Below are 13443 nucleotides of genomic sequence, written 5' to 3'. Positions count from 1 at the left end.
TGAGAGGAGCCCATCATGATTCGCCTACTGTGGACAGCCAGCGCAGAGGTTCGCTACTACCTGCGCCGATACATGCCGAGCAACATTGTGCTCGACCTGATCCGCACCAGGAAGGGACTGAAGTGGGGCTTGCCTGCCATGCTCCTGGCCGTTCCCTACTTGGTCGTCGCCTCCTGGTGCACCGTTCTCATCGAGAACGGTGGCCCTGGATAGCTGCATCTCGTCGTTCTGATCTGCATTTGGAACGCTTTCAAGATGGTGGCCATCGGCCCGGTGAGCGTCGCGATGCTTGTGAAGGCTCACGCTCATGAGCGGCGAACCCTCGCGCGGGTCGGCCACAAAATCGGGCATCCGCACAGACGCGATCAGCTACGAGCGCCCGCTACGTAGATGCGTAGACGTCGAAGGTGCCTTTGGTGACGCTCTGCACATACGACGCCGCGCCAGCGATCAGCCTAAGTTGTTCATCCGAGGATGCCTTGATGCTGAGGCCTGGTTGGGCGATGACAGTCGAGACCCGGGGGAATAGTTGGGGCGCTTGCTGCCGGATTCGGAAGAGGGCTTCTCGGTCGCCGATTTCGAATGGACTGAAACCGGTCCTCCTTGTGTAGGCCTTCGCGCGGCGGTCGAGGTGTTCCAGCAGCGGAAGAGCACCGTTGTCGCGCCATCGTGCTCCTCGCATCGCCTGACCACAGACCTCGTACAGGTCATTGAGGCGTGAGCCGGCAGTGGGCTTCGACGAGTACTTGCAGTGCACTAGCGTGATGTGGAGATCGCCCTTGTCGACACGGATGCCCACGAGGTCAGCAGCTTCTCCAGAGCGGTCGTCATCGATGAGGACGTCGAATGTCCGGCTCTCCGACAGGTATCGGGATATGTAAGCCTGAATGGAGTTCGTCTTGCGCTCGATACCTTGCGATTCCACCGTAATGTCAACGCCATTGCCCATCCAGTCGAGTGCTCGGAGCTGTTCACGCGGGTACGGAGCCAACTCGGTTCGCGGCGCCAGAAGCCGATCGTCCCCCGTGACCATGCGATCTCCGGACAGGAAGAGTGTCGGCTTGTGATTGTTGAGCCAGGCGGAGAAGGGAGTCTTCGCGTCTCGCCAGCCGACGACCTCGGCGTCGTCGCCCACTGCGCTGTAGTGCAGGCCATGGGAGCCAAACTGTCCCTCATAGGCCAGCTCCCACGTGGGAGTCATGATCGAGAAGCGGAGCGGGCCGCTGGTGCCATAGTCGTCGATCCTGAACTCAGCGTCGGTGAGCAGAACACTTGAGTCCTTGTAGCTGAGTCTGGAGGATGTGCCATTTCCCAGGTAGAGGTCCCAGGGCCACTCCATCGCGAGGATCGGGAACGTGGGTCGCTCCTTCACGTCGATCGGGATGATCATGGAGCGGAAGAGCGAATGAATGTCGACGCTGCTGTCGCGCAGCTTCGCGCCTTGCTGCTGACACCAGGTTCGCCACTCGGCGAGGTTGGGCGCGGTGCGCATGGACCAGAACCTTCCCGAGAGCGACGCGGCGATGGTCACGCGGTCACCTTCTTCGAAGGCTTTGGCGGCGACGTGGGTGTTGGCCTTGTGAGTGCGTTCGGCCTCGGTCAGGGCAGTTTCCACGTCACCGCCGACGTGCATCGAGAATCGCTTGTCACGATCGCGAGCATCGAGAAGACCGATGTTGGTGGGAATGAGTCGGTCGAGCTTCGAGAAGACCTTGAAGGTGTCGTAACCGTTGACCGGTCTCGGCTCATGCCCAAGCACAGCCTCGACGAGGTCGTTGAGGCTGTGCTTCGTGTCAGAACAATGGACGTAGAGGAGGCTCTGGACTCGATCGCGGTACATGGCGACAAGTGTGTAGTCGGTCGCGCGAAGCGACGGTATGTCCCCCCAGCGCAGGTCTGCAATGGTCTCAATCACGAACCATGCAATGGTGTTCTCGGTGTTGACGCTGATGAGGTCGTCCAACACTGAGTCCCCGTAGATATCACGCGCTGCGAGCGGGTTCCAGTCGATCGTGGATGTCGCGAATGCTTTGGCGCTCATCTTGGGCTCCAGGAGGCCAACGGGCACATCCGGAGGGTTGTCGACGAATGACGCCTCGAACTCGCTGACTTCGTTTGCGCGCTCAGTGGCACGCTCGGTGATGTCGCTCAGCACCTTGTCCCAGTCCGGGTCCTCGCGGAGAAGGAACCGCATGGGCGAGAGTGCTTGGCGCGGGTCTTGACGCACGAAGACGCTCGCTCGACCGATCGGGAGTGGAGAGGACGTTCTGGCGAGACGGCCGATGAGCTGCACCATTGGGCTCAATGATCGGTGTGCATCGTGGAAGGCGCCTACCTTCAGGGTCGGTAGGTCGAATCCTTCGCCAAGCATGTCGACGCAGACAATCACACGGCTGGTTCGGTCTCGCATCGCCTTCAGCGTCTCTGCTCTGCGGCGTGCCGACATCGAGTCGTAGATGACCTTCGGCGTGAACTCGGGAGCGAGACGCGAGTAGAGCGCGTGGACTTCATCGGCCCTTGTCTTCGTTCCCACACGGGCCAGCAGTAGGTGCTCGTGACCGGCGGCCAGGTCCTCACGAAGCCGCGTCACTGCAGCCTCGGCCAATGCCTCATCGTCATCGTCCAGATCGAGCACCGCGGTGAAGTCGATGGTGCTGAAGTACCCCTCCGCCTGAGCTTCACGTAGGGGGAAGCGGAAGATGACACGACCTGGCAATGTCAATCCGTCGCGACGGAACGGTGTCGCCGTGAACAGAAGCGTGGGCCGCTCAGCGAACACGCGGATGATCTCTGTCCATGTTCGAGCAGGTGCATGGTGTGCCTCGTCCACAAGCAGGTGGGTGAATCCTTTGAAGAAGGCTTCTCGCACTTCAGGCTCGTTGGCGTGGATTGCGTTGGGGGTCGCGACGACGACGTTCGTCGTTTCGACGAAGGCTCTCGCTTCCCCTTCGTCGGCGAACCGACCTTCTAGCCGCCCGACTCTGGGGCGCAGTGCGCAGCGGTCGACAATGCCTTCGCTTTGGAGGATGCCCAGGGTCTCGAACTTGGCAGCTATCTGATCACGAAGCGCACTTGAGGGAACGACGACGAGTACGCGCTCTGGCCGTTGCGCAACGAGCCACGCCAGCATCGTCTCTGTCTTGCCGGTGCCCGTAGGCATGACCACGATCCCCGGCTCGGACAGGCCGGACGACTGATAGCCGACGATAGAGTGAAGCGCGGCGATCTGCGGGCGCCTCAGACTGTGTGGTAGGTCATGCGCGGTGAATCAAATGGCACCTTCGAAGGACTGGATGACCTCGCTCGCCTGGATCGCTTCTCGGCTACCTGCCCACCTGATCTGGGCATTCTTTGAGCGGCGGATCGGGAGCCTCGCCGCAAGCGGGCCGTCAGCTGGGAGATTAGCGGCTCGCGTTACGGTCCATTGCCCGAAAGGTGTGTTCACCACGTCGACGCCCGCTTCGGTCTCAAGCACCTCGACGTCGTCGTACGCCGGGACCAACAGCTGACGGACTACGTTCTTGCCCGCGACATGCGTCGTTGCCCATACGTCCTCGGTCCGGTACCCCACGTCGAGTCTCTTTCATCTTCGCTTAGGCAAGGATTGCCACCGTCAACAAGCCTGCCGAGATCACCCCTTGGACGAACTCGGATCGTTCCCGGGTACGATCGTGTCTTGCGCGCGGATCGTCCCTTTGAGCGAGCGGATCTGCACTTCGCCACCACCGTCGTTGCCGAGGATCGCGCGGGCCCGCTGAATGCCTCGGCCTGTGTCGGCGTGATGGCGCTGGCGCGATCAGCTCCTGGCTTCCGAACCTCCCAGTCGCCGTCGCTTCGGCGCTGGACTACTCGCTTGTTGGGTTCTGTCATGGTCCATTCCTTTCTCGGATGGGACTGCGTTCCGCTACTTCCTGGTGTCTGGATGGTCTTTCACCAGCGTCAGTTTGGGCTGAGGATCGTCGATGTCAGCTAGCCGTCGTATATGGCGCGTGGTCATCTGGAGGTCCTCCGCGACCTGAGTCAGAGGAACGCCCGCCTCGTCGAGCAGTTCGAGCGCGGACTTCAAGAGTTCTGGCCGCTCCCCGGGGTAGTCGTGAACCGGCATCGGGCGCCGCGCGATCCCATTCAGCGTGATGTACGCGCGCCGGGCTGTGGACTCTGAGATGAGTTCTAGTTCGCGCGACCGAAAGATCAGCGAGTTGATGGATACTCCCCACAACTGGCTCAGCTCTTCGTACCGGTTGAAGTTGATGCGTCGGGGCAACTGATCACGGATCACGTCACGGGGGGTGAGGAACTCCGCCGCGAACATGTCCGCCTGCCGCTCCAGTTGGCTGTCTGTTCCCTGCCGACCATGATGGAGGACGATGTGCCCCAGCTCGTGAGCTGCGGAGAAGCGATGCCGCAGCACGTCATTGGCCTTGTCTGGTGTCAGCACGATCATGGGCCGCGGTAGGGCGATGGTTGAGAAGGCGTCAATGCGGCTCTTCTCGTCGAGTGCGCTGTCCTCTCTCATGGAGAAGAAGACGGTCAGGATGCCGTGCTGTTCGAGCTGGTATATGAGGTGCTGAATCGGTGCGGCTCCGAGCATCCAGTGTTGGCGCATGGCCCGCGCTGCGGATGCAGGGTCCGGCACATCTAGCGAATCGGCATGTGCCCAGGCAGGGAGGTCCAATTTGGGGAACTCCACACTTTCTTCTAGGTAGCAGCTGAGTTCCCAGGCTTGCTCGACATACGCGGTCGCTTGCTGCTGTTGCGTAACTGTCGTTGATCGGAGACGACGGAACGATGCCTCGGCGATGTCCACCTGGACTCGGGGACGCCCGAGCGCAAAGAAGCCCGGTGGGACTCCCAGAGCCGCGGCTAGCGCTGCGACCGTCTCCGCACGAGGACGCACTTCTCCACGCTCATACTGCCCAATCGCAGCCGCGGATACGCCAACCTTCCGATGAAGATCGGTCTTCGACATCTTGCTGATCCGGCGCGCCTGGGAGAGCCGTGCGGGGTCAAACAGCCTGGCGATCCCCGCAGGGCCCACGTTCCCGTCGCGTGTGGTTTGCATGGTCAGCTGCCTTCCTGCTCGGACCGCTGCTTGCGCAGTTTCACCGAGGTGCGCGGGCGATCACCGCTGTTGAAGCCAGCGACCGGCCTCAACGCGTTGCGCGGAGCCTCGACCGAGGAAGGCGTGCGTTCGTAGGTGAGCCGCTCGGGGTCCGTGAACTCCAAGTACCGACCATTCAGCCTCGCGGGGGCGAAGTAGATAGTTCCAACGCCTTGCGGCGTGCTGCTGTAGTACGGAACGAAGAGCGTCGTGCGCGGAACAGCCATTTCTACGTGGCTGAGCGCATCCTCAAGCGACGCGGACTGATCTCCGTCGAGGACCTCGTTGATGTCAAAGAGCCCGGGGTCCGAGTACTTGACGTTGCTCGTCTTCGAGAGAAGCTCACGGCGTGAGTCGGGCAAGTAACTAAGCCGAACCCGTCGGAAGTTACGGGGCATCTGCTTGCCAACGCGCTGCGCGAAGATCAGCGTGTTGCCGACGAAGGTCAGCACCCGGCGGGTGCTGGCAACCTTCGTTTCACGGTAGGTAGGCAAGTCTGACAGGAGTGCGCGAAGCTCCTTCTGCGCTCCTCGGGCCATGCCCGCTCCATAGACGTCCTGATCCCCGTCGGGATCGTCATACGCCGCTTGGGCACGGGCCGAGCGCTCCTGACTCTGTTGGATGGCGGCCGGGATTCGCGCCCGAAGTGCTGCAAGCTCCGTCGACTGAAACTCGCTGCGCCAGTCGTCGCTGTCGTGCTGATGAGCCACTGCACTCCTCCTTCGTCGTCACGAAGACCATAGCACGTAACTTCACTTCTAGTCGTGATTCCGTCATTCTATGAACCATACGTGGCGCTCCGTCGTTCAGTCTTCGCCAGGTTCGACACACACAGACCGCCAGATTGGGCCATCTCGGGCCCATTGTCCAGGCCAAATCGCGGCAGCTGTCCGAACGTTGCTCACGAACGTTGGCTGGTGTTGTCCATGATGAGCCCAGCCTCGACCAGCGCCGCTCGCACGGCCTTGCGGTCTACGCCCATCCGGCGACCGATCGCCCGCATCGAGACACCTGCTCGCGCCAGCCGCACGGCCTCCGCCTTCTCGTCGAAGCCCAGCCCCGGTCGACGACTCGGCACGTTCCGGCGGCGGAGGTGGGAGAACACCGTGGCACGATGGATTCCGTACCGCTCGGCGAGCTGCTTGACGCCCATCCCGGCCAGGTAGTCGCCGACGAGAAAGTCCACCTCAGCAGCGGTCAGAAAAGTTTGAGCCGTCTCGACAGTCCTCACGACTGGCCCCCGATCGTCCCTCGGAGCGCTAATCTGGGGACGCCGGGAGACCTCGTAGACCCCACGATTCATGCGGTTAACTAGGGTCTTTGTCTTCGGGGAGGAGTTGCCGAACGTGCTACCCAGGCACCCCGTGGTGAGTTGTGGGTCGTGCCCTTCGGGGTACGGCCCACAGTCATTTCTGTCCACGTTCAGCGGGGCGACGTGGTCCACCCGATGGTGCCCCCGGTGAGCCGTACCCGAGGTCCAGACGGCGCACTGCCTCCGCTGTGCATTGCCTGTGGACGCGAAAGCGCACCTTCAGGGCCGCCGTCCACCCGAATGAGATACTGGCGCTGCAGCCACCGGCGCAGCCGCCGGCAGCTGAGGCCGGCCCTGACCCGGCCGCGTGACGGCCCGACTCCCGTACGACCCCCGACGACGACAGGCGACGACGACGCTATGGCCCCATCCCCCAACGAAGACCACGGCTCCCGGGCCGGCCGGCTCCGCTCCCGCCGGCCGACGGCCACCGTCCGGCTGAAGGCCGCCACCCTGGCCGGTCGGGTGGCAGCGACCGCATCGAAGATCGCCGGCCGCGGCAGCGGGGCGTCCATTCGCGGCAAGGTGATGATGCAGCTCGACCCGCAGGCGCTGGCCAAGCTGCTGGTGGGCAAGCGGGTGGCGATGGTGTCCGGGACCAACGGCAAGACCACCACCACGCACTTCCTGGCCGCCGCCGTCCGTGCCTCGCTCGGCCGGGACACCTATCGCCTGGTGCACAACGCCGACGGCGCCAACCTGCACCATGGCATCGCCTCGGCACTCTCTGAGCGGCCGCGGGCCGACATCGCGATCCTCGAGACCGACGAACGGGTGGTCGCCGACATGGTCCGGCTGGGCCGACCGGAGGTGCTGGTGCTGCTGAACTTCAGCCGTGACCAGCTGGACCGGCACCACGAGATCAAGGGCCTCGGCCGGAGCTGGCGCAACGCGCTCGACGCGGTTGGCCTGGACGGACCGGTGGTCGTCGCCAACGCGGACGAGCCGCTGATCGTGTGGGCCGCCCAGACGGCCCGCAAGGTGATCTGGGTCGACACGGCCACAACCTGGATCCAGGATGCCTCCCTGTGCCCGAACTGCGGGGCCAACCTGGTGCGTGACCAACCTGACCCTGAGGCGGGCACCGGCGGCGACTGGCACTGCACCGGCTGTGAGCTGGCGCAGCCGAAGGCGGACTATGCGGTGGTCGACGGCAGCATCGTCGACCCCGAGGGCCACCGCTGGGACCCGCAGCTCAACGTGCCCGGCTCGTTCAACGTCTCCAACGCGGCCTGTGCGTTGGCAGCGGCCCAGCTGATGGGCATCGACGCCGACACCGCCCTGGTCGGCATGCGTACGGTCACCTCGCCGGCCGGCCGGTTCGCCACCGCCCGGTACGGCGAGACCACCGCCCGGCTGCTGCTGGCCAAGAACCCGGCCGGCTGGGCCGAGGCTCTGCCTCTGGCGCAGACCGACACCGTGATCCTGGCGATCGACTCGGCGGCCGCCGACGGCCGCGACGTGTCCTGGCTGTGGGACGTGGACTTCGAGCAGCTCGCCGGCCGTACCGTGGTGGCGACCGGTCCGCGCGCCCAGGACCTGGCGGTACGGCTGACGTACGCCGGAGTCGAGCACCGCTGCGTACCGGACCTGACCGCCGCACTGGCCGGCCACCTCGCCCCGGTCGACGTGATCGCCACCTACACCCCGTTCCAGAAGCTCCGCAAGATGGGAGGCGTCTAGGCCATGGCCGAACGCGTCGAGATCGTCCTCGTCTATCAGTCCCTGCTCGGCATCTACGGCGACCGCGGCAACGCCACCGTGCTGGCGAAGCGGCTGGCCTGGCACGGCTACGACCCGGTGCTGACCGTGGTCGAGCCGGGCGACCCGCTGCCGGACACCGGCTCGGTCTATCTGCTCGGCGGCGGCGAGGACTCGGCCCAGATCTCGGCCGTCCGGGCGCTGCAGGCCGACGGCGGGCTGCACCGTGCTGTCGACCGCGGTGCGGTGGTGTTCGCGGTCTGCGCCGGCTATCAGATCGTCGGCCGCTCGTTCACCGTCGGTGACAACGAGGAGGCCATCGAGGGCCTGGGTTTGCTGGACGTCACCACCACCCGGGGTCCGGTCCGTGCGGTCGGTGAGATCCTGACCCGCTGGGAGGGACATGACGGCGACGAGCAGTGGATCACCGGGTTCGAGAACCATGGCGGCTACACCCGGCTCGGCCCGTCGGCCCGGCCGCTCGCCCGGGTCGAGATCGGCGTCGGCAACTGCAATGACGGCACCGAGGGGGCCGTCGCCGGCACCGTCATCGGGACCTACCCGCACGGACCCGTGCTGGCCCGCAACCCGGCCCTGGCCGACCATGTGCTCGGGCTCGCCCTGGACACCACCCTTCCGCCACTCCCCCGGCCCGAGCTGGATGAGCTGCGCCGACAGCGGCTGGTCGCGGTCCGCCGCTCCGCCCGCTGACCCCGCGTTGGGCCGGGGGCGTGCGGGTGTCGGTTTCCCAAGTCGGCTTGGGAATCAGTCACTCAGCCAGGGAGATTCCCCTGGCTCAGTGACTGTTTTCTTGGCTTCGTGGCCCACCCGATAGCCTGCACACCATGCAGACACGCACACTTGGACCGTTCACCGTTTCCGCCATCGGGCTGGGCGCCATGCCGCTCTCCATGGGCAACAACGCCAGGCCGGACGAGGCCCAGGCCCTCGCCACCGTGCACGCCGCGCTCGACGCCGGCGTCACCTACATCGACACCGCCGACATCTATGCCCCGAGCTGGGACACGATGGGCCACAACGAGCAGATCGTGGGCAAGGCCCTGAAGACGTACGGCGGCAGCACCGACGGCGTCATCGTCGGGACCAAGGGTGGAATCACCCGCGCCGAGGGCGAGCAGTGGGGCCGGGACGGGTCGCCGGAGTATCTGCGGAAGGCCGTCGAGGCCTCGCTGCGGGCGCTCGACGTCGACGTCATCGACCTCTACCAGTGGCACCGGCCGGACCGCTGGCGGGTGTACGGCGAGGTGGTCGAGACCTTCAAGCAGCTCCAGGACGAGGGCAAGATCAAGGCTGTCGGCATCTCCAACGCCAACGTGGAGGAGATCGAGGTCGCCCTCGAGGTGCTCGGCGAGGGCGGTCTGGCCAGCGTCCAGAACGAGTTCTCGCCCAGGTTCCGCTCCTCGCAGGACGAACTGGAGCTGTGCGGCAAGCACGGCGTCGCGTTCCTGCCCTGGAGCCCACTGGGCGGCACCGGCAGCGCGGCCAAGGAGATCGGCGACCGGTACGCCGCGTTCGCCGAGATCGGCCGGGATCACGGCGTCAGCCCGCAGCAGGTGGTCCTCGCCTGGGAGCTCAGCCTCGGTGATCATGTGATCCCCATCCCTGGGGCCAGCCGGCCGGAGTCGATCATCGACTCCGCCCTCGCCACCCAGCTCGTGCTCAGCGGTGAGGAGCTGGACCGGTGCTCGGCCACCGGCGGACCTCGGTGAGCGATGCCAGCTGATCATGGTGATGTGATCATCATCGGCGGCGGCCACAACGGGTTGGTCGCCGCCAGCTACCTGGCCCGGGCCGGTCGCTCGGTCACGGTGCTGGAGGCCCGCGACACCCTCGGCGGCGCTGTCGCCAGCGCCCAGGTGTTCGACGGCGTCGATGCCCGGCTGTCGCGGTTCTCCTACCTCGTCTCGGTTCTGCCGCAGTCGATCATCGACGACCTCGGCCTGGACCTCGAGCTGAGGTCGCGACCGGTCGCCTCCTACACGCCGGTCGGCGAGGGCGGCGTGCTGGTCGAACGCGAGGAGGGTGCAGCGACACGAGAGTCGTTCACAGCAGCCACGGGTGACGACGCCGACTACGAAGCCTGGCGTCAGCTCGAGCAGGCCATCAAAGAGTTCGCGGCCGTGGTGGCGCCGACCCTGACCTCGCCCCTCCCCCGCGCTTCCGAGCTGCGCCGACGCGTCGATCCGCAGCTGTGGCGCAGCCTGGTCGAGCGGCCGATCGGCGAGCTGCTGGAGTCGACGCTCACCGACGACACCCTCCGCGGGATCCTGCTGACAGATGCCCTGATCGGCATCTTCACCCGTGCCCACGACGCGTCCCTGCGACAGAACCGTTGCTTCCTCTATCACGTGATCGGCAACGGTACCGGTGAGTGGAAGGTGCCGGTGGGTGGCATGGGTGCGGTAGCCGCTGCGCTGCACCGAGCCGCCGTCGCAGCCGGTACGACCCTCCGTACCAAGGCAGCGGTGACCGCACTGACACCCGACCCGGCCGGCGGCGGCACCGTCCGGATCGCCGACGGTTCGGAGCTGCACGCGCGGCACGTTCTGGTCAACTGCGCCCCCGCGGTGCTGGCGCGACTGCTCGGCAGCAACGACGACGAGGAGCCGGAGGGAAGTCAGACCAAGATCAACATCGTGGTCCGAAGGCTGCCCCGGTTCCGTTCCGGCATCGACCCGCGGATCGGCTTCGCCGGCACCCTGCACCTCGGCCAGGGGTATGGACGGCTGGAGGCGGCGTACGCCGAGGCCGAGGCCGGACAGATCCCGGACCCGGTCCCCTGCGAGGTCTACTGCCACAGCCTGACCGACCCCTCGATCCTCAGCCCGGAGCTGCAGCGAGCCGGCTATCACACCCTCACGCTGTTCGGGCTGCACACGCCCGCCCGGCTGTTCCGCAGCGACCCCGACGGCGCTCGCGAAGAGGTCAGGACCAAGGCCCTGGGCAGCCTGCAGCAGGTGCTGGCCGAGCCGCTCGACGACTGCCTGGCCGTGGACGCCCAGGGTCAGCCCTGCGTCGAGGTGATGACACCACTCGACATCGAGGCGGCGGTGGGGATGCCCGGCGGCCACATCTTCCACGGCGACCTGGCCTGGCCGTGGCTGGCTGATGGCGCTCCGGCCGATACCCCGGGCAAACGTTGGGGGGTGGCCATCGGTCATCCGGGGATCCTGCTCTGCGGGTCCGGTGCCACTCGGGGCGGGGCCGTCAGCGGTCTGGGCGGGCACAACGCCGCGATGGCGGTGCTCGACGCGGACTGACGCGACGTCTTGGTGGTCGATTTCGGGTTTCGCGGGGCCTTTGCTAATGTTTCCTCTCGCGCGCCGCTAGCTCAATTGGCAGAGCAGCTGACTCTTAATCAGCGGGTTGGGGGTTCGATTCCCTCGCGGCGCACCACCGTTCGACCCGGCCAGTGGCCAGTCCGATCTGCCTGGGTGCGCCCTTGACATCGATCTTGCCTCAGGGTGTCGCCCAGCCAGTGCCGCCGAAACCCATGGTGCCAAGGATCATGCTCGGAACGCGGAGGCCGCAGACAACCCAGACGACGCCGTCTCGGCCGGCCTGTCATGATCGGCTCCATGACAACGGACAGTAAGACCACCACCGGCGGCGACGCGGCCGCAGCGCGCGGCCTCTTCAACGGCGCGGATCTGACGGGCTGGAGCGGCGCCCCCGCTCTCTGGTCGGTCGAGGACGGAGCCATCGTCGCTCGCAACGACGGTGTCGTCCCGACCAGCACCTACCTGTTCAGCGACGAGACGTTCACCGACTTTCGGCTCACCCTGCGGGTACGGCAGACCGTGGGCCCCGGTTATTCGACCATGCACTCCGCGGTGGCGGCCTGCGGTGAGCGGTTCACCGACGCCGGCGACCCGTACGGCTTCCGCGGTCCGCTGCTGATGTTCTGCCAGGACTGGGGCATCTTCGACGCCTACGGTCGGTCGCGGGTCGTACCGGCCGGCTACCCGACCTTCTGGAACCACGACGCCGAGCACATCGGCGACTGGAACGCGATCGAGATCCTCGTGCTCGGCGACCGGATCCGGATGGCCGCCAACGGCACCGAGATCTTCGATTTCACCGACGAACCCGGACGGCTGCACCCGAGCCCGATCGGCCTTCAGCTGCACGCGAACCAGGAACCGCAGGAGTTCCGCTTCACCGACCTCCGCGTCACCACCGGCGACCTGGCCGAACGGCTACTCACCTTGTCCTCGGAGTAGATGGGTCCGCGGAGCAGACCGCGGCAGAGCGAGTAGGTTCGTGCCATGAAGGCTGTGGTGCTGACCCGGACCGGCGGCCCTGAGGTGTTGGAAGTCCGCGAGTGGCCGACCCCGGCCGTGGGAGCCGGGGAGGTCCGGATCGCGGTCCGCGCCGCGGGACTCAACTTCGCCGACACCATGGCCCGCGTCGGCCTCTACCCGGCGACACCGGACAAGCCCTGCGTCCTGGGCTACGAGGTGGCCGGAGTGGTGGAGGCGCTCGGCGCCGATGTCACCGGGTTCTCGGTCGGCCAGCGGGTGATGGCGGGGACACGGTTCGGGGGGCAGGCCGAACTCGCCACGGCCCGGGCCAGGGACGTCTTCCCGATGCCGGACGCCCTCAGCTTCGAGCAGGGCGCCGCCTTCTGTGTGAACTACGGGACCGCCTATGCCGCGCTGATCATCATGGGCGGCTTACGCGAGGACACGCGCGTGCTGATCCATGCGGCTGCCGGCGGAGTGGGCATCGCCGCCACGCAGATCGCCCGCAACGTGGGCGCGGAGATCTTCGGTACCGCCTCCGCCGCCAAGCACGCCGCCCTCAGGGCCAACGGCGTACACCATCCCATCGACTATCACACCCAGGACTTCCAGGCCGAGGTGCGACGGCTGACCAGCGGTGAAGGTGTCGACGTGGTGATGGACGCCATGGGACCCACCTCGTTCCGCAAGGACTACCGGATCCTGCGACCCGGTGGGCGGTTGATCATGTTCGGGCTGTCTGAGGCACTGAACGAGGACGGGCGCAGCCTTCGAGCCGCGATTCGGGGCATGCTGCGGATTCCCACGTCCACCATGCCCTGGTGGAACGCAGGCCGGCTGCTGAACCAGAACCGAGGCGTGTTCGGGCTCAACCTGCTGAGCTGGTGGCGTCGTGAAGGCGGCATGGACCGGATCACCTCACCGCTGCTCGCGGATCTGGCCAGCGGGCGGCTGAGCCCAGTGATCGCGAAGTCCTTCCCCTTCGCGCGGGCCGCCGACGCCCACCGCTACCTCGCCGAACGGCGCAACATCGGCAAGGTGGTCCTCACCCCCGTCTAGGGCCT

General features: G+C 66.1%; 12 protein-coding genes and 1 tRNA gene. 8 read left to right on the top strand and 5 right to left on the bottom strand.

The window, feature by feature from the left end:
• Nucleotides 1–15: 15 nt before the first annotated feature.
• On the top strand, nt 16–213 hold the full coding sequence (locus JOE57_RS13885) for a hypothetical protein (protein WP_204918860.1): 198 nt from the start codon (nt 16–18) through the stop codon (nt 211–213).
• Nucleotides 214–382: 169 nt separating this feature from the next.
• On the opposite strand, the gene JOE57_RS13880 is transcribed toward JOE57_RS13885, so the two are convergent.
• The 5 genes from JOE57_RS13880 to JOE57_RS13860 form a co-directional block, all read right to left on the bottom strand.
• Complete coding sequence (locus tag JOE57_RS13880; RefSeq protein WP_275588511.1) at nt 383–3241, bottom strand: DEAD/DEAH box helicase; 2859 nt, start codon at nt 3239–3241, stop codon at nt 383–385.
• Between the two features lie 272 nt (nt 3242–3513).
• Nucleotides 3514–3870: a DUF2188 domain-containing protein gene (locus tag JOE57_RS19320; RefSeq protein ID WP_239578948.1), complete on the bottom strand. Its 357-nt coding sequence runs from the start codon at nt 3868–3870 to the stop codon at nt 3514–3516.
• A 34-nt stretch (nt 3871–3904) separates the two neighbouring features.
• Nucleotides 3905–5062, bottom strand: coding sequence for an XRE family transcriptional regulator (locus JOE57_RS13870; RefSeq protein WP_204918856.1), 1158 nt, complete (start codon nt 5060–5062; stop codon nt 3905–3907).
• A 2-nt stretch (nt 5063–5064) separates the two neighbouring features.
• Complete coding sequence (locus JOE57_RS13865; RefSeq protein WP_204918854.1) at nt 5065–5811, bottom strand: hypothetical protein; 747 nt, start codon at nt 5809–5811, stop codon at nt 5065–5067.
• Nucleotides 5812–6002: 191 nt separating this feature from the next.
• Nucleotides 6003–6287 (bottom strand): hypothetical protein, encoded by a 285-nt coding sequence (locus tag JOE57_RS13860; RefSeq protein ID WP_204918852.1) that lies wholly within the window; start codon nt 6285–6287, stop codon nt 6003–6005.
• Nucleotides 6288–6944: 657 nt separating this feature from the next.
• Here JOE57_RS13860 and JOE57_RS13855 point away from each other — a divergent pair.
• From JOE57_RS13855 to JOE57_RS13825, 7 genes are all read left to right on the top strand, one after another.
• Nucleotides 6945–8096 carry a Mur ligase family protein gene (locus JOE57_RS13855; RefSeq protein ID WP_204920459.1) on the top strand — a complete coding sequence of 384 codons (1152 nt, stop codon included), beginning with the start codon at nt 6945–6947 and terminating at the stop codon, nt 8094–8096.
• 3 nt (nt 8097–8099) lie between these two features.
• Entirely contained in the window at nt 8100–8825 is a 726-nt protein-coding gene (locus tag JOE57_RS13850) for a type 1 glutamine amidotransferase (RefSeq protein ID WP_204918850.1), read from the top strand.
• A gap of 134 nt (nt 8826–8959) precedes the next feature.
• Nucleotides 8960–9844: an aldo/keto reductase gene (locus JOE57_RS13845; RefSeq protein WP_204918848.1), complete on the top strand. Its 885-nt coding sequence runs from the start codon at nt 8960–8962 to the stop codon at nt 9842–9844.
• A 3-nt stretch (nt 9845–9847) separates the two neighbouring features.
• Nucleotides 9848–11395: a phytoene desaturase family protein gene (locus tag JOE57_RS13840; RefSeq protein WP_204918846.1), complete on the top strand. Its 1548-nt coding sequence runs from the start codon at nt 9848–9850 to the stop codon at nt 11393–11395.
• A 60-nt stretch (nt 11396–11455) separates the two neighbouring features.
• Nucleotides 11456–11531: transfer RNA gene (locus tag JOE57_RS13835), tRNA-Lys, on the top strand.
• A 182-nt stretch (nt 11532–11713) separates the two neighbouring features.
• A complete protein-coding gene (locus JOE57_RS13830; RefSeq protein ID WP_204918844.1) occupies nt 11714–12358 on the top strand; it encodes a 3-keto-disaccharide hydrolase in 645 nt (214 codons plus the stop codon).
• A gap of 45 nt (nt 12359–12403) precedes the next feature.
• On the top strand, nt 12404–13438 hold the full coding sequence (locus tag JOE57_RS13825; RefSeq protein ID WP_204918843.1) for a synaptic vesicle VAT-1 family membrane protein: 1035 nt from the start codon (nt 12404–12406) through the stop codon (nt 13436–13438).
• Nucleotides 13439–13443 lie beyond the last annotated feature (5 nt).

This window comes from Microlunatus panaciterrae, assembly GCF_016907535.1.
GTDB classification, from domain to species: Bacteria; Actinomycetota; Actinomycetes; order Propionibacteriales; family Propionibacteriaceae; genus Microlunatus; species Microlunatus panaciterrae.
Note: the sequence above shows the minus strand (reverse complement) of the source record. Positions and strands in the feature narration are given on the sequence as shown.